General features: G+C 59.8%; 17 protein-coding genes and 1 pseudogene. 12 read left to right on the top strand and 6 right to left on the bottom strand.

All coding sequences use genetic code 11. From position 1 onward, the window contains the following. Positions 1–66 precede the first annotated feature (66 nt). Both JOE29_RS09810 and JOE29_RS09815 read left to right on the top strand, forming a co-directional pair. Positions 67–846, top strand: coding sequence for a hypothetical protein (locus tag JOE29_RS09810; protein WP_122255407.1), 780 nt, complete (start codon positions 67–69; stop codon positions 844–846). Continuing rightward, positions 843–1700, top strand: coding sequence for a DUF6282 family protein (locus tag JOE29_RS09815; RefSeq protein ID WP_003315404.1), 858 nt, complete (start codon positions 843–845; stop codon positions 1698–1700). The genes JOE29_RS09810 and JOE29_RS09815 overlap by 4 nt, the downstream gene beginning before the upstream one ends. A 50-nt stretch (positions 1701–1750) precedes the next feature. Here JOE29_RS09815 and JOE29_RS09820 read toward each other — a convergent pair whose 3' ends face one another. From JOE29_RS09820 to JOE29_RS09830, 3 genes are all read right to left on the bottom strand, one after another. Further along, entirely contained in the window at positions 1751–2929 is a 1179-nt protein-coding gene (locus tag JOE29_RS09820) for an LLM class flavin-dependent oxidoreductase (RefSeq protein WP_210079446.1), read from the bottom strand. A gap of 82 nt (positions 2930–3011) precedes the next feature. Next, positions 3012–3989, bottom strand: a complete 978-nt coding sequence (locus JOE29_RS09825) for an LLM class oxidoreductase (protein WP_099314520.1) — start codon at positions 3987–3989, stop codon at positions 3012–3014. Continuing rightward, entirely contained in the window at positions 3986–5551 is a 1566-nt protein-coding gene (locus tag JOE29_RS09830; RefSeq protein ID WP_210079447.1) for an MFS transporter, read from the bottom strand. The genes JOE29_RS09825 and JOE29_RS09830 overlap by 4 nt, the downstream gene beginning before the upstream one ends. Before the next feature lie 158 nt (positions 5552–5709). On the opposite strand from JOE29_RS09830, the gene JOE29_RS09835 reads away from it, so the two are divergent. Together JOE29_RS09835 and JOE29_RS09840 are read left to right on the top strand one after the other, a co-directional pair. Beyond that, positions 5710–6606: a LysR substrate-binding domain-containing protein gene (locus tag JOE29_RS09835; RefSeq protein ID WP_046266026.1), complete on the top strand. Its 897-nt coding sequence runs from the start codon at positions 5710–5712 to the stop codon at positions 6604–6606. A 42-nt stretch (positions 6607–6648) separates the two neighbouring features. Beyond that, positions 6649–7275 carry a glutathione S-transferase gene (locus tag JOE29_RS09840; RefSeq protein WP_210079448.1) on the top strand — a complete coding sequence of 209 codons (627 nt, stop codon included), beginning with the start codon at positions 6649–6651 and terminating at the stop codon, positions 7273–7275. Positions 7276–7393: 118 nt separating this feature from the next. Here the strand turns inward: JOE29_RS09840 and JOE29_RS09845 are convergent, their stop codons facing one another. Then, positions 7394–8722, bottom strand: a complete 1329-nt coding sequence (locus tag JOE29_RS09845) for an ATP-binding protein (protein ID WP_044313162.1) — start codon at positions 8720–8722, stop codon at positions 7394–7396. Positions 8723–9186: 464 nt separating this feature from the next. Here JOE29_RS09845 and JOE29_RS09850 point away from each other — a divergent pair, with 464 nt between their 5' ends. The 8 genes from JOE29_RS09850 (at position 9187) to JOE29_RS09885 (ending at position 18435) form a co-directional block, all read left to right on the top strand. Continuing rightward, positions 9187–10794, top strand: coding sequence for a M10 family metallopeptidase (locus JOE29_RS09850; protein ID WP_096113639.1), 1608 nt, complete (start codon positions 9187–9189; stop codon positions 10792–10794). 311 nt (positions 10795–11105) lie between these two features. Continuing rightward, on the top strand, positions 11106–12509 hold the full coding sequence (locus JOE29_RS09855; RefSeq protein WP_210079449.1) for an amidase family protein: 1404 nt from the start codon (positions 11106–11108) through the stop codon (positions 12507–12509). A gap of 80 nt (positions 12510–12589) precedes the next feature. Beyond that, entirely contained in the window at positions 12590–13348 is a 759-nt protein-coding gene (locus tag JOE29_RS09860) for a DeoR/GlpR family DNA-binding transcription regulator (protein ID WP_003315397.1), read from the top strand. Next, positions 13326–14606: a Zn-dependent hydrolase gene (locus JOE29_RS09865; protein WP_210079450.1), complete on the top strand. Its 1281-nt coding sequence runs from the start codon at positions 13326–13328 to the stop codon at positions 14604–14606. The genes JOE29_RS09860 and JOE29_RS09865 overlap by 23 nt, the downstream gene beginning before the upstream one ends. A 10-nt stretch (positions 14607–14616) precedes the next feature. Continuing rightward, positions 14617–15570: an aminoglycoside phosphotransferase family protein gene (locus JOE29_RS09870; protein WP_210079451.1), complete on the top strand. Its 954-nt coding sequence runs from the start codon at positions 14617–14619 to the stop codon at positions 15568–15570. Then, entirely contained in the window at positions 15567–16502 is a 936-nt protein-coding gene (locus JOE29_RS09875) for a choline kinase family protein (RefSeq protein ID WP_099314526.1), read from the top strand. The genes JOE29_RS09870 and JOE29_RS09875 overlap by 4 nt, the downstream gene beginning before the upstream one ends. A 146-nt stretch (positions 16503–16648) precedes the next feature. Beyond that, positions 16649–16909: a hypothetical protein gene (locus JOE29_RS09880; RefSeq protein WP_044312974.1), complete on the top strand. Its 261-nt coding sequence runs from the start codon at positions 16649–16651 to the stop codon at positions 16907–16909. Further along, positions 16906–18435 (top strand): sodium:solute symporter family protein, encoded by a 1530-nt coding sequence (locus tag JOE29_RS09885; protein WP_017278523.1) that lies wholly within the window; start codon positions 16906–16908, stop codon positions 18433–18435. The genes JOE29_RS09880 and JOE29_RS09885 overlap by 4 nt, the downstream gene beginning before the upstream one ends. Before the next feature lie 14 nt (positions 18436–18449). On the opposite strand, the pseudogene JOE29_RS25415 reads toward JOE29_RS09885, so the two are convergent. After that, positions 18450–18620: pseudogene (locus JOE29_RS25415) on the bottom strand (LysR family transcriptional regulator); the annotation flags it as partial. A 15-nt stretch (positions 18621–18635) separates the two neighbouring features. Continuing rightward, positions 18636–19472, bottom strand: coding sequence for a pirin family protein (locus tag JOE29_RS09890; RefSeq protein ID WP_044312975.1), 837 nt, complete (start codon positions 19470–19472; stop codon positions 18636–18638). Positions 19473–19527: the final 55 nt, after the last annotated feature.

Consider the following 19527-nt stretch of genomic DNA (forward strand, 5'->3'; position numbering starts at 1 on the left):
ACGATGGAGCAACGACCGGACCCGCTCGACTAGGCGGGTCTTGTTCTTTTTGCAGGAGCAAAAGCCATGAGTCATTGCATGACCTTCCGGACCTTTGGTGTCGGGCATTCGCGCGTCTTTATTTTGTCACCGGTGATGCCGGTCTGGGACGAGGGTGGTTTTGCCCAACCGCTGATCGAGCATTTCACCGCGGCCGGTTTTCAGGTCACGGTCTTTGATTCCCTGTCGCTACCTGTCGTACCAGACGAGGACTTTGGTGCCTTTACCGAGCGCTGGGCCTGCGCGCTCGAGCAGTGGGGTGTGCCGGATGTACTGGTCGGCGTTGCCCTGGGTGGTGCATTGGTGCAGGCACTGGCAGGCACTTCATTTCTGCAGTCGACACCTGCTTTGCTGCTGCTGTCTTCCCCGGCCAAGGCCGACGGGTTACTCGATTCCAGGCTGGGACATATGGCAGACCTGGCCGAACAGGGGCATGTCGAGCAAGCCAGGCATCTGTTGGACAACCTGGTATTGCCTGACGGGCAGGTCCATGAACGAGCGGACCCAGCCGGCCACGAGAGTGACGCGACGCTTTCGATGCAGGGGCAGCGCCTGACAGTGGGTTTCCGGTTGCTGGCTGGTGTGGATCTCAGTGAATGCCTGCTCGATTACCAGGGGCGTGTGTTGAGCGTGTTCGGCGAAAAGTCGCAGTTGGTGGGCGTGCGCAATGTGCTGCGTACCCGTGGCCGGAAGCAACGCTCGCTGTGCGTGGAGGGGGGCGGGATGCGTCCTCTGGCGGATGACCTGAAGCAGGTGCTGGACAGCATCGACGCGTTCCTGATGACCCGCCAGGAGTGTGTGCAATGAGCCAGGTCGACGCGCTGAACTTCATCGATGTGCATTACCACGCCAATCCTGACGCGTTCATTCGTCGTCATGGTGCGATCGAGGCGGGCAGGTGCTACGCGCGGGCACAGGGCAGGGTGGTGCTGAAGAATCATCTGGGGTGTACGGCAGCCCAGGCGTGGGAAGCGCGCGATCAGGGTTTTCCGGTCAGCGGCTCAGTGGTCCTGAACGAGATTGCCGGCGGCATCGACTATCGGGTGGTCGAGCGCAGCCTCTGTGTGCGTGGCGATGAGCCGGGGCGTTTCATGGTTCATTTGCCAACCGTGACCGGCAGAACGCATGCCAGCACGCTGGCCCGCAACCTGAGCCATCCGTTGTTGCGGGACAAGCCCATCAAGCCTGCCAGAGTGACATCGGAGAACGGCCGTCTGACGCCACAGGCGCTGGATATTCTGAGAATGGCGCGTGACTATCCGCTGGTGATCTCGACCGGGCATGCCGATGCCGATGAAGTCAGGACGCTGATCGACGAAGCGCTGCGGATCGGTGTGCCGAGGTTGATGCTCAACCAGCCTGCCAATCCGTTGACCGGTCTAGACGCGGCCGAGCTTGCGCTGATCGGCACAGAGCCATCGGTCTACATCGAGCAGACCGCACTGACGTACTTGCTGGGCTATCAGGACCGGCAGGATTTCAGCGATGTGTTGAGTCATGTCGGCAATGTGGTCTACAGCTCGGACCTGGGGCAGACCAGTCAGGTCGATGTCCACGAGTGGCTGTCGCTGAGCGGGCAGTGGTTCGACGCGTTCGGCTTGAGCGGCGAGCGCCGCACCGAGGTGACTCTGTTGAATCCGCAACGCATGTTGGCCCTTTAAGCTGTTCGGATAAGGCCGCCCTGGCCAGCACTGCCAGGGCGGCCTGGCCATCAGGCTACTTCTGCGGACACCTTCGAAGTAATCGCCTCCACCACTCTGGATTCACGCAGGCCCGCGTCTTCCATCAGTGGCAGTGTTTCTCTCACGAAGTCCTTTATACCCTCGTGGTAATCGAGCCACGTCAGGGCAATGCCGTCGATCCCCCAGTCAGAGTATTTCCTGAACAGCTCCACGATCTTCTCGGGTGTGCCCACCAGTGGCACCCCGGCGAATCCGGCCTTGAAGTGGAAACGGAAACGCACGGCGTCTTCGGGGGTGAAAATGCCGGTCTGGATACCCAGCTCGCCGGTGATGATGTCGCAGCCCTCATCGTCACCCACCTGATTGGCGTAATAGTCCAGGTAAGCGTCTGCTTCCTCTTGCGTGTCCTTCTGCACCACGTAGCCATAACACCATATCTTTATGTCACGGCCGAACTTCTGTTTCGCCAGGTCCTTGTAGGATGCAATCTGCTCACGCACCGCTTGTTCGCCGTCCAGATGTTTGACGATCAGGAACGCGGCGTCGCAATGTTCTGCACAGAATAGTTTGCCGCGCGGCGACCCTCCGGCATTGATCAGGTAGGGTTTATTCAAGGGTTGTGGCTGCGAGATTGCGCCGCAGATGTTGAAATACTCGCCTTTGAAGTCGAACGGGGTCTGCTGCTCCCAGGCATTTTTTGCAATGTGCAACCACTCTTCTGCATAGTCGTAGCGTTTGTCGTGCTCCATCATGTGGCCGCTGAACATGCGCATTTCCGCGCCATACCAGCCGCAGAGGATATTCAGCCCGAAGCGCCCGCCGCTGATGTGGTCGATGGTCACCGCTTGTTTGGCCGCGAACAGCGGGTGTACGGTGGGCAAGTGCGAGGTGGTGAAGACCGCGATCTGACTGGTCAGCGCTGCAATCCCGGCAGCCCAGGTATAGGTTTCGAAACAGACACCGCCGGTATTGTTGGTACCGCCGAAACCTTTCCAGCGGCCTACCGGTATGAAGGCCTCAAACCCCGCATCGTCGGCAATCCGGGCGATTTCCAGATTGCCAGCCCAATCGTCTCCGCGCAGGCGTTCAGGCGCATTGGTGACGGTGCAGCCACCCTCGGTATTGGTGGAGAAAACACCCAGATGTATCTTGTTCGGGCTGCTGCGCATCGGGTTGGTTTTTATCGGATAGGATTTTTCAGCGCGCATCGTGACCTCCCAGGTCGGTAGTTGGATCATTCGTCCTTGCTAAGTCCTGAACCTGCGGTGGCCGTGCCGACCAAGTAGTCGGTCAGGCATGATCACCCCGGCGGGTCGGGAAGTACGGCAGCACATACTCTTCCAGCTCTTGCAACACTTCTGTGGCCGGACGCCTCAGGGGCTTGAGGTTCAGCGCAACATGCGAAACACCCTGTTCGCGCTGACGCTGCCACAAGGCGATGAGGGCGTTGCGCCCGGTACTGATTCCGCGGCCGACTTTCATTGGCGCGTCCTTGTTCTCGTCCAGATCGAAGAACGTCGCATAGCCGTAGGGCTTGAAGTGCCTTTGCTCATTGGCACTGCGCCAATGATTGATCACTTCAGGCAAGGTGTCGAAGCCGCTCTGATGCCATATCCAGCCATCCATGTGATTGGCCAGCCATTTGATGTCCTGCTGACAGCGGCCGATGGCAAGCATCGGCAGCCGCCCGAAAAGCGGTTTCGGCAGTAGGTCCAGCGCGCCATTGAGTTGTCCGTAATGGCGCGATCTGAACACTGGAAAAGACTGCTCGGTCACCGCGTGCAGCAGTTCGACGCCGTCTCTGAAGCGTTCTGCTCGGGTGTCGAACTGCTCGCCGAACGCGGGGTATTCGCCGGGCCTGTCCCCGGTAGACAAACCCAGCAGGAAGCGCCCCTCAAGCAACACGTCGACGCTGCACGCCTGTTTGGCAACCATCAGCGGATTGCGCAACGTCAATATGATACCTGCCGTGCCGATGCAGATTTGCCGGGTGACGGCAGACAGCAGCGCGGCGTAGACAAAAGGATCGAACACCTGACCGGCGTCGCCGAACCCCGGATCGAGAAGCGGTACGTCGCGCAGCCACAGCGCGGCGAAACCGGCCTTGTCGGCCTGAATGGCGAGGGCCAGATGGTCTTTCATGGTCGGCGCTGCGGAGTCGGGGTAGCCCTCCAGTGGCGCAATCAACCCGAACGTGAGATGACCCGGCGCGAACACCTTTGCAAAGGCTGGATGCCGCTTTGCGCCTGGTATTTCATAGGGACTCACTTGGTTTCACCCGCCAGTTCAAGCGTGTCGGAGGGCTCTATGGGCGGTTCTTCATGAGCGCGTACGCGACCAAGCAGCGCAAAGACCGCCACGGCCGTCAGCACGGTGGCGCCGCTTAGAATGAACAGCAGATTGCGGAAGGCACTGACGTACTGTTGGTGCAGCAACGCTGCCTGACCGGACAGAAGACTTGTCGCATTGTGCAGATCGCCCAGGGCAGCGCGGTTGGCCGCTTCGGTGACCACCTCAGGTGAGACATCCTTGAGTGCGTCGAAAAGCCCCCATTGAATAAACGTTGCAAGCAGGGCACCCGCGATTGCGATAGCGATCCCGTCTGCCGAAACGCGCACCGCGTTGAAGATGCCGGTGGCCATGCCGGCGCGTTCTTTTTCAACGACACTGATCGCCATGCCGTCCATCAGCCCCCAGGGCAGGCCGATACCGATACCGATCAAGGCCATCGGCAGCAACGCTGTCCTGATCGCGCCACTGTCCAGTGCCAGCGCCAGCCATAACAGGCCGGCCGCCACCAGCAGCAGCCCGACGCCGGACAGCAGTCCTGACGTGAAACGACGTGCCAGCTGCGCGGCAAGCAGGGGCACGATCAGCAGGGGCGCCGCCAGGGCTGTCATCATCTGCCCGGTTTCAAGGGCGCTGAGGCCGTCGATACCAATGAAGCGCGCTGGCAGCATGATGATCAGCACGACGAAGAAAAATGCGGGAGTGGCTGCAAGAATCTGCACGCCGACAAACCGCGCGCTCTTGAACAACGAGAGATCCAGCATGGGGCGGGCGACGCGCCGCTCCACCGCAATGAATACCCAGAACAGCAGCAGTGAGCCGATGATGCCACCCATCACCAATGGATCGGTCCAGCCCTCTTCAGGGGCGAGCAGAATGGCATAAGTGAACAGGGTCAATGCTGCGGTAAAACTGATTGCGCCCGGCCAGTCCATACCTGTGGCGTCGGGATCCTTTGACTCGGTGGCGCTGAACAGCACCAGCAGGAACCCCGCGACGCCGATGAGTGCTGTTGCATGGAATGACCATTTCCAGCCTGCCGAATCCACAAGCGAGCCGGCTGCAAGAGGGCCGAAGGCCAGACCTATACCGAACGTGGTGCCCAGCAGGCTGAAAACTCGGGTGCGGTCGGCGCCATGAAAGGTCTGGGCAAGCGACGACATCGCCCCGGCGAACGCTGCCGCGCCACCCAGGCCTTGCACCAGTCTGAGCAGGTCGATCTGGACGACGGAGGAGGCTGCCGGAATGGCGAAGGTGGAGAGCACGAAGATCGTCAGCCCGATCAACCAGACGCGTTTTCTGCCGTAGATATCCGTCAGGCTCCCGGCGGCCATCATCGCGCTGCCGTAGGTCAGGATGTAGGCGTTGATGACCCAGGTCAGCTCGACGGCTGATCCGCCCAGTGCCTGGTTTATCGACGGCAGAACCACGGCAGGGCCCGTGAAGCATAACGGGATCAGAATGCCGGTCAGGCAAGCGGCGAGCAGTTGCCCCCATCGTCCCGCAGTGGGCTGTGTTTGAACCCTGTGTGCTGTGGTCATGTGCAATGTCCCTGTGAAGCGTGCTCGGGTTTTGCCGTGGTGCACGCGTTTATCCAAGAGCGATCGCCCTGCCGCGAGATTAGGGGTTGCGCCCGCAAACAAAAACAGGCTTATGTTCCGAACGTATAGGACAGGGTTGTCCTGAATAGGAGTGGGTATTGGAATCGCTCGGAAGCATCGCCGTGTTCGTTCTGGTTGCTGAAACGCGGAGTTTTACCCAGGCCGGAAAACGCCTGGGTATTTCTTCGTCGGGAATCGGCAAGAGTATTGGCCGTCTGGAGGAGAGCCTCGGCGTCCGCCTTTTTCATCGCAGTACGCGCAGTATCGCCCTGACGCTGGAAGGCTCGATATTCCTGGAGCGTTGCCGCCGGATTCTGTCGGAGCTGGAAGCGGCGGAAATGGAGTTGAGCAATGCCAGAGACTTGCCCAAGGGCAGGTTGCGGATCAGTTTGCCATTGGTCAGCGGACTGGTGATGCCGGTGATCATCGACTTCATGCGTACCTATCCCGATATCGAACTGGACATCGATTTCTCGGATCGCATGGTCGATATCATCGAGGAGGGCTTCGATATCGTGTTACGCACCGGCGATCCCGGTGACTCGGGGCTGATGTCGAAGCGGATGGGCAGTTTCCAGTTGCGCATCGTCGGCGCTCCGGACTATTTTGCCCGGCACGGTATACCCCGGCATCCTGGGGACCTGAGTCAGCACGCCTGCCTGTTGCACAAGTTTCCCTCCACTGGAAGGTTTGAACACTGGCCGCTGCGTCGCGAGGCGGGCGTCGACGATCTCGAGTTACCCCAGGCCATGGTGTGTAATACCACCGAGATTCTGGTGGACGTCGCGCGGGCCGGGTTGGGAATTGCCTGTCTGCCGGACTTCATGATTTTATCGGCCATTCGCAACGGCGAGCTGATACCTGTCCTGGATGACTACACGGTGCATACCGGAACGTTCAGATTGCTCTGGCCGTCCAGCAAGCATCTTTCGCTGCGCCTGCGAGTCTTCATTGATTTCATGCACGCCCATTTGTTCGCTCCTCCGTCAGTATGACTGCGCGGAGCGAGCCTGCAGCACCTGGCAAGGAGCACTGCTATGTATACGCTTTTCGGCACGCAAGGTTCGGGTTCGGCTGCGATCGAGATAGCGCTTCGGCGTTGCTCGGTGCCTTTTACCCTGAGCGAAGCCTGTGGGTGGGAAGAGGGGCCTGGGAAGGAGGCATTGAGGCGGGTCAACCCGATGATGCAAGTCCCCACACTGGTGCTGGCCGATGGCGCGGTGCTCACTGAAAGTGCTGCGATCCTGATTCATCTGGGCCTGGAGCACCCCGACTCCGGACTTCTGCCTGGCAAGTCCGCGCAGCGTGCTCAAGCGCTACGCGCGCTGGTTTACATTGCAGCCAATTGCTACGCCGCCATCGGGATCATTGATTACCCGCAGCGCTGGCTGGCAGGTTCCGACGATGGTCTGGAGAGGCTGCTCGAAGCGGGCGCCCGGACGCGGTTGCATGAACACTGGGAGACGTTTGCCGACCTGTTTGGTGATGCCGGGATCTGGTGTTGCGATGGGCCCGGCGCAGTGGAGATTCTGGCCTCTGTCGTGACGCGATGGAGTGGCGCGCGCGAGCACCTGCGTAACACCCGGGCGGATTTTCATGCGCTGTTGCTAAAGGTTGACGCTGAGCCAGTGGTCAACGCGGTCATTCGACGCCATTGGCCTTGAGGCACCCGGCGACAGGATGAAGCGGGTTAGAAAATAAAAAAGCCGAACAGTGAATGTTCGGCCATTTTTATTTAACGGGTATCTGAAGTCACCACGCCTCGCCGGCGATGAGCCGTTGTTATTGTTCGGTTATATGGGCTGGTGCGTTCGTTGCACTGATCGGGCCCAGTATTCTCAAGTAGAGATGCACGGTAGTGCCACTCCCCGGTGCTGTTTCGACGCGTGCGCCTCCGCCGGCATTTACCGCAAACTCCTGCACCTGAACAAGGCCAAGCCCGGCACCCGGGTCCGAACTTCGGGTTGTGAAGAAGGGTTCGAACATCTGCTCCTTGAGCTCGGCGGTCATGCCAGGACCGTTATCTTTCACACTGAGTACCAGATAATCGCCTTCCGGGAATTGCGGGTCGTCCTTGACGGACTCCAGCCGGGTCGAGATATGCACCTTGCCGGGGCCTGAAATTGCATCACGCGCATTGCTCAGCAGATTCAACAAGGTGGTATGCAATTGCGCTTCGGCGCACAACACGCCCCAGCCTCGGGCGGATAGGTCGAATGACAGCTCCAGCGTGTCGCCCGCCGAACGCAACAGAAGATCACGCGCGGCATCGATCCGTTCGCTGACATCGATGCAGATCAGTTCGGAACCGTCCTGGCGAACGCTGTTGAGCAGGCGAGTCACCAGTTGGCGACCGTGATCCACCGCTCGCAGTCCGGTATCGCTGAGCGTCTCGACGTCGGTCGGGCGGCGTGAGCGCATGCGGATCAGTTGCAAGCTGGCGCTCAGAGCCTGAAGCAGGTTGTTGAAGTCATGAGCGATGCTAGCGGTGAGCATGCCCAGTGAGGACACCCGTTGCGACTGACGCAAATTGCGCTCCAGCGCCAGGCTTTGGCTCTGGGAGCTTTCGAGCCCCAGCGCCAGCTCGGCGGCGTGCTGGTCACGTTGTTCCGAGACCAGGCGGTATTGCATCAGGGCTGCGGTTTGCCGCGCCAGTGCCAGCAGGGCACGACGTTGCTGTTCGCTCAGTACACGCGGCCAGATATCGATCACGCAGACGGTGCCCATTGCATGACCGGCCTCGGTACGAATCGGCGCACCTGCATAAAAGCGGATGTAAGGAGGCCCGAGCACCAGCGGGCTTTCTCTGAAGCGAGGATCAGTGGTCGCGTCTTCAACCACCAGCACATCGGAAGGCTGCAGGATGGCGTGGGCGCAGAATGCCAGGTCGCGGTGCGTCTCCTGCACGTCCAGGCCGATGCAGGCCTTGAACCACTGGCGCTCTCGGTCAACCAGCGAGACCAGCGCGATGGGTGCGTCGCACAATGTGGTGGCGAGCAGCACAATATCGTCGAAGTCTTGCTCGGGAGCGCTGTCCAGGATCCTGAGATGCTCGAGAGACAGGACTCGTTCTTCCTCGCTGGCGGGAAGTGGCGCAGGGTGGTGGGTCATGGGGCGCACCGCGATCGGATGAAATTGGGTCTTATGATGCCTATGATCCATAGAGTGCAGCAAGGTATACGCCGCATAAATCAGCTCGGCGTGCACAGGTTTGCACGATGTCCCCTTTATTCAGCCTGCTCGCTCGACTCGCAGTGAAGAAATCCTGCGCAGTGGAAGGGCGTCAAGGCCGTGTTTGAACACCCTCGGAACATTCACTTCTTACTGCCGTCGCCGATTCGAACAATCTATATAACGGCGCACCATTAAATGACGCCTGTAATAAAAGTTAAAGTTCGCTCGACATAAGAAGTTGGTAGGTGCCGAGAGTAACGAACTGGCCCTTTTTAGTGCTGTATTTGTAACTTATTGTGTCCATATTATGCGTGCTGTGTAATAAACTGCCGTCCGGTTTTTGCCTTGGCAAAGATCGTGAGCCCATTAATAACGTCCCGTATTCTTCTGGAGCAACGCCAATGCCCGGCCCAAATGAATCAAGCCCTGCCGAACTTCTGCCCGACGGAGCTACTGACGACCGAGTCACCAGCCTGTTATGGGGGCCATTCTGGCTCGGGGACTCGTCCGGTACCCATCTGACTTACAGTTTTCATCGGGCCGACTCCGTCTACGCCACTGACTACAGTCGCTCGCAGGAGCCTGGTGATGCCTATTCGCTGACCGACGCCCAGGCGGCAGCCGCAAAAAGCGCACTGGATGCCTGGAGTGCGGTGGCTGATATCAAGTTCACCGAGGTTCAGGACACACCCGATAATGTCGGAGACATCCGTTTCGGCGGCTTCAAGGGTCTGCAAGGCACCGAGTTTGGCCAGGCTTATGCGCCGGGTACACTGGGCCGCTCCGGCGATGTCTGGATCGGGCCGAACGTCAACGCGGCCGATCCTGCCAAGGGCACGGATGATTACCTCACGTTCATGCATGAAACCGGTCATGCACTGGGCTTGAAGCATTCGTTCGAAGCCTCGCAGTACAACGACGTTCTGCTCGATGCCAAATTCGAAGATGCGCGTTACACCATCATGAGCTACACCAACAATTACAGCTTCAAGCCCACCACACCGATGTTGCTCGATGTTGCGGCCATGCAGTTTATATACGGTGCCAACACCCACTATCACACTGGCGACGACGTCTACAAATGGGCACCTGGGCAGTCGGTATTCGAGACCATCTGGGACGCTGGCGGCAAAGACACCATTGATGCCAGCAATCAGGAAGCATCGGTGAAAATCAACCTCAACGAGGGTGAGTTCAGCACCATCGGCAAGGCGTTTCTCGATTACAACGCGAACCCTGATGCACCGACGTCGATGAATTCCGGTCTGGCGATCGCCTACGGGGCGCACATCGAAAACGCCATAGGTTCCGCTTTCAATGACACGCTGATCGGCAACGAACTGGATAACGTGCTCAATGGTCGCGGCGGTCTGGATACCATGATCGGCGGGCTGGGCAACGATACCTACGTCATCGATCAGGCAGGCGAACTGGACCTGGTTCAGGAAAAGGCCGATCAGGGCGTCGATACGCTGAAGATCACCTACGACAATACCTCCGCTATCGCACAGGTCATCAACCTCAATGCCGGGACGTTGGCGAACTTCGAGAATGTTCACCTCAAAGGCGAGGGCGCGTTCACCGTATTGGGCAATGATCGCGACAACACCCTGACTGGCAATGATGCGGACAACGTTCTGTTCGGCGGCGCGGGCAATGACAAACTGGTGGGCGGTCAGGGCGCCGATATCATGACTGGCGGTAGCGGCGCTGACCGTTTCGTGTTCAATAACCTGTCGGAAATGGGCAAAGGCCACAACAGCGACGTGATCACCGACTTCAATAGCCAGCAAGGCGACAAACTGAGCTTCCTGAAGATGGATGCCAACGTGGACACCAAAGCGCTTGATGCTTTCAGCTTCATCGGCAGCGGCGAGTTCACCGGCGCTGGCCAGCTGCGTTTTGCTGATCATGTGCTGTCCGGCAACGTCAACGCTGACCTGCATGCGGACTTTGAAATCCAGCTGGTTGGCGTCACCGAGTTCCATGCTCACGATCTGGCGGTCTGATCGCTGACCTGAAAGACCGATCACAATGACAGGACTGCGCCGCTGACAGGCGCAGTCTTTTCTGGCCGACTTCCCCCTCTCTTTTCTGGTTTTAATCACGCACCGCAATTGTGCGATGCGGCGTTTTGCGCGTTTTTTGGCACCGCGACGGTGCTGTTACAAAATTTAAAACCACAAATTCAATATATCCAACAAAACCCACTTGACTCATCAGAGCCTGCTGAATGTAATGCGCCGACAGTCGTTGGTGCCGTGCGTTGCGCATAAGTGTCTGAGAGGTATCTGCTTTGATTGAGTCCAAGCCATCTTCCATGCCTACCGTGATCGAGGCTGCCACGCGTGTCCGCGAAGGGGGCCTGACGCCGATACACTTGACCGAGTTATGCCTTGCAGCGATTGAAACCCACAATTCCACACTGAATGCATTCGGTGATGTGTATGCCGAGGCCGCGTTTGAACAGGCCGCAAGCATGACAGCCGAACTGCAACGCGGTGAGGTACGCGGGCCGCTGCACGGCATACCCTTTGGCATCAAGGATCTCTTTTCCACTGCCGGGCTGCGCACCACGCGGGGGTCGTTGACTGCGTTGGAGTCGGTGCCGGTTCAGGACGCACCCATCATCCGTCGCCTCAAAAACGCTGGCGCGATCATTCTCGGCAAGACCGCGACCACCGAGTTCGGCTGGACGGGCGCCAGTACGTCGCGGGTGTTCGGCAACGGGCGCAACCCGTGGGACCCGAGCCTCACCAGCGGCGGCTCCAGCTCCGGTTCGGCCATTGCCGTGTCGGCGCGCATGGTTCCTGCGGCCTTGGGCTCGGACGGCGGCGGCTCGGTACGCATACCGGGCTCGTTCTGTGGCGCATTTGCCCTCAAGGGCACATTGGGGCGTATTCCCACCTGGCCCTGGTCGGCCACCGAAATGCTCAGTCATGCCGGGCCGATCACCCGAAGCGTGCGCGACAGCGCGTTGTTGTTCGACATTCTGTCGGGCCCCGATCCACTCGATCATCAGGCGCTGCCAGCCCCCGACGAGTCCTTTCTGGCCCGTTGCGACCAGCCGCTGCAACCCTTACGCATCGGCTTCTGCCCGACGCTGTTCGACACCCCGGTCGATGCGCAAGTCGCCGCAGCGGTTGACGCCGCCGTGGGTAATATCGCCAGGTCGCTACCCGTTACGGTCAGCACGCTCAAGCCGGATTGGCAGGACCCGCTGGCGACCTTCGAAACCTTGTGGGTCGCCGGGCGCGGTATCGCCTATGGCAAGGCGCTTGCGCATAAGCTGGACCAGCTCGATCCGGGCTTTGCCGATCTGATCAGGCGCTCTGCCCAGTACAGCCTGAGTGATTATCTGCAGGCCCTGCAACAGCGTGCGGCGTTCGCCAATCAGGTGCACGCATTGTTTGACGATTACGATCTGCTGCTCATGCCCACCCTGCCGATTCTGCCGTTTGCCGCAGACGATGTAGCCCATGTGGGCTATGCCGGGCAGGACGGCGCTGTGCCGTGGGCGCGCTGGACACCGTTCACTTACCCTTTCAACATCACTGGCAACCCGGCCGCCAATTTGCCTTGTGGGCGGAGCGACGCAGGACTGCCGATCGGTCTGCAGGTCGTCGGCCCACGCTTTGCCGATGCCCAGGTGCTGCAGTTCTGTGCCGCGGTAGAGGCCATTGCGCCCTGGGATCAGCACCTGCCACCGGTTTCGGGGCAATAGACATGTCGCTCTCGCACACGGATCAGCGGCCCAAGGGGCCGGACACTGGAGTCATCACTTTGCAACGGAATGTTACCCCTATGCTCAATCAGCCGCGCCTGGACGAAATCATGCGCCTGCTCGTTCAACAGCAGCGGGTCAAGGCGTCGGACCTTGCACAATTGCTGTTCGTCTCCGAAGAGACTATCCGCCGCGACTTCAAGCATCTGGAGGAAGAGGGCAGGTTAAGGCGCATTCACGGCGGTGCCATTCTGCCCAGGTCCAGCGAAGAATTGCCGTTGCAGGAGCGCAGCAGACTCAAGCCTCGCGCCAAGGCGGGCATCGCTGTGCGCGCTGCGCAACTGGTCAGCGAAGGCATGGCGATCTTCCTCGACACCGGTACCTCGACGCTGGCGCTGGCCCAGCAACTGACCCGATTCAGTCAGCTGAAGATCATCACCAATTCGCTGGACATCGCCCAACTGATATCGCACCAGAGCGACAATCAGGTTCTGGTTGCGCCCGGCGATGTGCGGCGCACCGACAACGCCTTGATCGGCCCCCATACACTGGAGTTCGCCCGGCAGTTTCACTACGACATTGCCTTCATGGGCATCGGCGGCATTGATCTGGACTTCGGCCTGATGGATTACCAGGAGCCGGAAGCCATGTTGCGCAGGACGCTGGTCAGGCATTGCACGCGCAGTGTGGTGCTGGCCGACGATGGCAAGTTCGGTCATCGCACCTTTATCAATACCCTGCCATTTGCCGCGATCACGACGTTGGTCACCAATCGCGCGCTATCCGACGAGTTTGCGACACGCCTGGAGAAAGATCATGTCGACACCCTCTATTCCTGAGCTGATCGAGCCGAGCGCAACTGATCAGGCAGCGTTCGAAGCAGTGTTTCGGCAAAGCTCGGCCATCGGTGCGACTCCGGCCGGAGGCCTGCATCGGCTGGCGGCCTCGGCTGAAGACGGACAGGTACGTGACCTGTTTCGGGACTGGCTCGAAGCGCACGGCTTCGAAGTACGCATCGACGCGGTGGGCAACCTGTTCGGCCTCATGATCTTTGATCCCGACGCGCCTTATCTGCTCTGCGGTTCACACCTGGACAGCCAGCCGAGTGCCGGGCGTTTCGATGGCGTATACGGCGTGCTTGCCGGTGCCGTGGCGGTGTCCAGCCTGGTGCGGCAATTGCTTGAGCGTGGCGAAGTCCCGCGCTGCAATCTGGCAGTGGTCAATTGGACCAACGAAGAGGGCGCGCGCTTTCAGCCGAGCCTGATCGGCAGTAGTGTGTTCACCGGTGCCTTGACGCTGGACGACGCCTGGGAAAGCCGCGATGGCGACGGCATCCGTCTCAAGGACGCCCTGCAGGCTATCGGTTATCTTGGCAACGACCGGGTTGATTTGAACATTGCCGGGTATGTCGAAATTCATGTCGAGCAGGGCGCAGGCCTGGAAAGCAGCCAGACCGCCATCGGCGTGGTGCGCGAGACCTGGGCCGCCCTGAAAAGGCGGGTACGTTTCGACGGTGAGCAGAATCACACGGGCCCTACACCCATGGCTGCCCGTCGAGATGCGTTGCTGGCCGCCGCACATACCATCACTGCGGTGCATGACGAAGCCTTGCAGCACGGCGTGCAGATGCACAGTTCTGTAGGCCGTATCGAGGTCTACCCCAATTCGCCCAACGTGGTGCCTTCGCGCGTTTCGCTGCTGATCGAATACCGCTCCCGCGATGTCGATCTGCTGAGTGCTGCCTCGGAACGCCTGGATGCAACGCTGCGCGCGATCGCCGACAAGACCATGACATCGTTTGAAGTGGAAAGCAGCGTGTTGCGCTCACCTGCCAGGCTGCATGACGGGTTCGCTGCACTGGCGCATGTCGTAGGCGCCGAGCTGGGTTTGTCGACCACCGACAGCATGACCGTTGCCGGTCACGACGCCATCAGTCTGAACAGGCGCTATCCCGTGTGCCTGCTGTTCATCCCCAGCAGCAATGGCGTTTCTCATAACGAAGCCGAATACACCAGCGATCAGGACATGCACAACGGTTTGCGCATGCTGACCGGTCTGTTGCATCGGGCTTGTACCTCATCCGCGTCATTTGGTTGAGGGGCTGACCATGTCATATGCCGACGACTTGACCAAGCGCCTGCGCAGCGCATTGACATCTTGCGGGTTCGCGGCAGACGCCGAGATCGAGAACGTTACCCAGGGCGTGGCCTCGCCTTCGAGATTGTCGACCGAGTGGGCCGGCTTTCGGGTCAGCAGCGTGCAAGGCGGTTGCTACGCCAAGGTTCTGCATGCCGACATGGCGCCACTGATCGATTTCGATAACGTAGCCCAGGCCAGCGAATCTGCCGGCCGTAGCGCGGCGGCACCGCGCCTGCTTGGCGCAGACCAGGCCAATGGCGTGCTGATCTTCGAGGACCTGGGTGTCGACTGGCGAGCTGCGCGGCTCGACGATCTGCTCGCACCCGGCCGGCTTCAAGCGCTGTGGGCACTCAAGCGGCAGGTGCATGCCGGACCTGTGCCTGATGTCGTGCGTTCACCGATGGCGGATATCCAGCGCCTGCGCACACTGTGCGAGCACGATAACGTTGCGCTGCCTGCCGAGCATCAATGGATCGACCGTTGCGTCGACATGGCCTGGCAGGCGCTGCAGAGCCGATCCGTGCAAGCGGCTCCGCTGCACGGCGACGGTGTGTCCAGCAACGTCATGGTGTCCAGCGAAGGCCAGTTGCGTCTGGTGGATTTTGACTACGGTGGCTGCATGGATCCGTGGTACGACGTGGCGATTACCCTCAATGAGCTTTATTCGTTCGAGCGCCAGTGGCGCGAAGGGATCAGCGCGTGGGCCGGGCAATGCCTGGAAAACGACTACGCCGTGTGCCGCCTGTATGCGCTGATCAACGACTGGTACTGGACACTGTGGGGGCTTTGGGCCGGTACTACGTCCTCGCGGCCACTGGAGTTTTCCAAGGTCGGGCAATGGACGCTGTTACGTTGCCGACAATGCGTTCAGGACCCGCGGCTGGAAGGCTGGATGCGTCAGGTTCAGGAGGGTAGAGCATGAAAACGTTAGGGCAGTCGGTCAGTACCCAGGAGCGACAACTGGAAGCCGCCGTGCGCAGCATCGACAGCTGGCATGGCCGCCGCGTTGGCTACGAGCCTGTCAGTGGGGGCATCTCCAACACCAACTGGCGGGTCGAGGTCGAGGGCGCCGACACGGCGTACTTCTTCAAGGTGCCAGGCGTCGGCACAGAGATGTTCATCGACCGTCACACCGCCCACGAGGCCAGTGTGAAGGCTGCGCAAACCGGTTATGGCGCACCGGTTTTCGCCTTCCTCGAAGCCTTTGGTGTCGAGGTGTTCGAGTTCATGGAGGGCTGGCGGGCGTCGTCCAACCATGACTTTCTGCAGCGCGACATACGCCACAGTGCCCTGCACGGGCTCAAGGCATTCAACGATCAACCGTTGCTGCAACAGACCAAGACCGTATTCGACATGATCGCCGAGCATCAGAGCCAGGTGGCTGAACTGAAGGGCATCAAGCCTCAGGATGACGATTGGTTGTGCCTGCAATACCAGCGCGCGAAAGCGGCGCTGCAAGCTTCCGGGATCGATCTTGCGCCGTGCATGAACGACACGCTGGCAGGCAACTTCATGCTCAACGCGGATCGCCAGATTCGTCTGGTGGATTTCGAGTATGCCTCCAACAACGACCGCCATTACGAATTGGCGCTGTGGTTTGGCGAGATGTTTTTCAGCGACGACATGGAGCTGGCGCTGATCGAGGATTACTTCGGCCAGGTCAGCGCGCAAACCGTAGCGCGGATCAAGCTCAACAAAGCCTTGGCCGACATCAAATGGTCGACCTGGGCGATGGTGCAGCACGCGGTGTCGCAACTGGACTTCGACTTCTACAAGTACGGCACCTGGAAGCACATGCGCGCGCGCAGCATCATCAATGATTCGCAATGGGAAACCTGGCTGCGGCAGGTCTGAGTCGATCTCTTCCGGCGCGCCTTCGAACACGTAAGACACGTATTTCAATAATAAAAAAGTAGCGGGTAACCGCGTGTTTCTTTCACTGCTTGAGTTTTATCCGATCACTTATCCATAGCCAGATCCTGAAATTCAAGGAGCACTCCATGAGTAACGTTCCGTCCCTTTCTACCCCCGGCCACCTGAAGAATCTGGTGTTTGGCCTGTACTTCTTCGCGCTGTTGATGATGGCGCTGTTTCCGCCGTTTTACCTAAAGGTCAGCGGCAGCGCCTTGCTGGTGTTGGGCATTCCGCTGCCGATCTTCTACTGGATTCTGATCGCGGTGCTCATGGGGCTGGGCCTGTGGATGCTGTACGTGGTCGAGTCGCTGCTGGGTGAAATTCCACAAGAGGGGGACGGGCAATGATCAGTACGACTATGGTTTCGGATCTTTACATCACCTTCGGCCTGATCGGTGTATTTCTGGCGGGCATGATTGCAGTGCTGTACGCGACGAACCGCAAGAGCGAGAGCTTTTCCGATTACGCGGTGGGTGGCCGCTCTTACGGGCCATGGTTCATCGCCATGTGCTACACCAACTCCTGGTGGCCGGGCGCAACGTTCACGGCGTTCTTCGCCTTGTCGGTCGGTGGCGCGCTGGGCTTTTACGGCATGGTTTACGCTACGCTGGGCGTGACCGCGATGTACCTGATGGCCAATCGTGCCTGGACCTGGGGCAAGCGCTTCAACCTGACTACCCAACCGGATTTGTTGGGCATGCGCTTCAACAGTCCCGTGGTCAAACGCATTGCTTCGATCATCGGCATCATCTCGGTATTCCCCTGGGTGGTGATGGGAATTCAGGCCCTCGCGACGCTTTTCCAGTTCGCCAGCTTCGGTCGTTGGGGCGTGACCACCTGCCTGTTGGTCGGCGTGGCGGTGATCCTGATTCGTCAGTACTGGACGGTGAGCATGGGCATGCGCGGCCTGATCATGACTGACATGTATCAGGGACTGATTGCCTATGTACTGTGCGCCGCGCTGTGCATCTTTCTGCTGTTCGGTGCACAGGCCTCGTTCAGCAACCTGTCGCAGTTGCCCGCCAGCATGCTGGTAATCCCCGGCGGAACAGGCAGTACCTACGGGCCGATGTACATGTTCAGCCTGATCTTCACCGGCGTGATCGGCTCGATGTGCTGGCCGATGAGCTTTCAGCGCATCTATACCGCCAGCGGCGTGCGCTCGGTGAAAAAGGGCACGCTGCTGACCATCCTGCTGGTCGGCGGCTTCTACGGCATTCTGATGCTCTTCGCCGCAGCAATCAGCCAGGACCCGAACGTCGCGGCTCATCCGCAACACGGCTGGTTCCTGTCGTTGTTCGATATCGGCGGGCCATGGCTGCTTGGCGTAGCAATCATGATCGTACTGGCGGCCAGTATCGGCCATGTCGACGGCTGCGTGCAGGTGTGCGGAACGCAGTTTGCCAATGACCTGGCGACCTGGAGCAAGCCACGCAGTGATCGCGAGAAGACCATTCTCGCCAAGGTCGGCATGGTGGTGTTCATTGCGGCGGCCTCATTGCTGGCGTACCTGACCTTCGACTACGCCCGTCTGCAATTGCTGGCGCAGATTTCCTATCAGGGCATCATCCAGTTGGCCGTGCCGCTGTTCTTCGGCGTGTTCAGTCGTCATGGCAACAAGCAGGGCGCGATTGCCGGCATGCTGGTGGGGATCGTGATCGCCATCGTGCTGACCACGATCTACCCGGATGACATTCCGGCGTTGGGCTCGTTGACCAGTGGCATCGTCGGTCTGATTTTCAATGCGTGCATCTTCGTTGCCTGTGCCGTTGCCATTAAACCGAGTGCGGATGAAGTCAGACGCGTCGATGAGCTGTTCGCCATGGCCGCGCCAGCGCGTCGTGGCGTGGGTCCGGTTGTGGCGATGAGCTGATGCTGCCTGTGTGCTGATGTGTCCCAGCGCGCATTGATAAAGTCGAGGAAAGTCTTCAGCGGCGAGGGCAGGTAGCGGCGCCCTGGGCAGTACAGATGCGACCCGGTAAAGCGCTGTCACCAAGGCTCAGGTATCGGTTCCAGTGCGCCGCTGTCCAGATGAGGGCGTAACCAGTCTTCGACCAGGAGGCTGCTGCTCAATCAGAGCCTGCCTTCCTCGCGCAACAGTGCGCCGATGCGGTCTATCTCCAGCTCGCCCTGAGTCAGCGCGGCTTTGCTGGTGTGTACCGAGTAGTAGCCTGTGACCAGGTCGTGCGGGTGCTTGACTGCCGATCCCAGTACGAAGTGGGTATCACCCTTGGCGACGATGTCGATGGGGCGATCCGATTCCTCGAAAATCACCAGTTCACCCGCGCCGACCGGACCGCCTGCGTCGAGCTGTCCGGTGTTGACTGCCAGCCAGCCCACGCTATGGCCTGCGGGTGGTGTGTAGCGCCAGTGCTCGCCATCCTTGAGCTGTACTGCCAGATAATTCATGCCTTCCGGTGCTGGCAGGCTGCTTTTTGCGCTGCCATAGCGTCCCAGCAGCACGTTTGCCGGGCCTTGTTGCGCAACCTGCGCTGCCGACAGGTACACACTTTGTGCCGGGCCATTTTCCTGCGCGGCGGGCAGTGCGACCCATAGCTGAAAGCCCCTCACAGCCGAACCGTTTACTGGCTGGGCGTCATGCCAGACGCCATTGCCGGCGCTCATCCATTCCACACCGCCGCTGAGCAGTACTCCGGATTTTCCGGTGGTGTCTTCATAGGCGAGTTCGCCTTCGATCATGTAGGTCAGCGTAGCGATACCCGAATGCGGGTGCATGCCGAATCCCGTTTTCCCCGGCTCTGACGTGAAGCAGATTCGATCGAGAAACACGAAAGGCTTCAACAATTGACCCAGATCGCCCGGGCTCACCAGTCGGGTGATCGGCCCGCGAGTTCTGCCGGTAGTGCGATGGACGATGGCGCGTGGCTGAATGCTGACGATGCTGTTCATGGCGTTCTCCTCTGGGCCTTGATGCCTGAGCGCAAATGATAAGCTTCAATGGATT

Origin of the sequence: Pseudomonas sp. PvP009 (genome assembly GCF_017832995.1) — a bacterium.
Lineage (GTDB): Bacteria > Pseudomonadota > Gammaproteobacteria > Pseudomonadales > Pseudomonadaceae > Aquipseudomonas > Aquipseudomonas syringae.

Coding starts and splice junctions, on each gene's coding strand:
- JOE29_RS09810 (WP_122255407.1), top strand. CDS start 67: ATGAGTCATTGCATGACCTTCCGGACCTTTGGTGTCGGGCATTCGCGC.
- JOE29_RS09815 (WP_003315404.1), top strand. CDS start 843: ATGAGCCAGGTCGACGCGCTGAACTTCATCGATGTGCATTACCACGCC.
- JOE29_RS09820 (WP_210079446.1), bottom strand. CDS start 2,929: ATGCGCGCTGAAAAATCCTATCCGATAAAAACCAACCCGATGCGCAGC.
- JOE29_RS09830 (WP_210079447.1), bottom strand. CDS start 5,551: ATGACCACAGCACACAGGGTTCAAACACAGCCCACTGCGGGACGATGG.
- JOE29_RS09840 (WP_210079448.1), top strand. CDS start 6,649: ATGTATACGCTTTTCGGCACGCAAGGTTCGGGTTCGGCTGCGATCGAG.
- JOE29_RS09845 (WP_044313162.1), bottom strand. CDS start 8,722: ATGACCCACCACCCTGCGCCACTTCCCGCCAGCGAGGAAGAACGAGTC.
- JOE29_RS09850 (WP_096113639.1), top strand. CDS start 9,187: ATGCCCGGCCCAAATGAATCAAGCCCTGCCGAACTTCTGCCCGACGGA.
- JOE29_RS09855 (WP_210079449.1), top strand. CDS start 11,106: ATGCCTACCGTGATCGAGGCTGCCACGCGTGTCCGCGAAGGGGGCCTG.
- JOE29_RS09860 (WP_003315397.1), top strand. CDS start 12,590: ATGCTCAATCAGCCGCGCCTGGACGAAATCATGCGCCTGCTCGTTCAA.
- JOE29_RS09865 (WP_210079450.1), top strand. CDS start 13,326: ATGTCGACACCCTCTATTCCTGAGCTGATCGAGCCGAGCGCAACTGAT.
- JOE29_RS09870 (WP_210079451.1), top strand. CDS start 14,617: ATGTCATATGCCGACGACTTGACCAAGCGCCTGCGCAGCGCATTGACA.
- JOE29_RS09875 (WP_099314526.1), top strand. CDS start 15,567: ATGAAAACGTTAGGGCAGTCGGTCAGTACCCAGGAGCGACAACTGGAA.
- JOE29_RS09880 (WP_044312974.1), top strand. CDS start 16,649: ATGAGTAACGTTCCGTCCCTTTCTACCCCCGGCCACCTGAAGAATCTG.
- JOE29_RS09885 (WP_017278523.1), top strand. CDS start 16,906: ATGATCAGTACGACTATGGTTTCGGATCTTTACATCACCTTCGGCCTG.
- JOE29_RS09890 (WP_044312975.1), bottom strand. CDS start 19,472: ATGAACAGCATCGTCAGCATTCAGCCACGCGCCATCGTCCATCGCACT.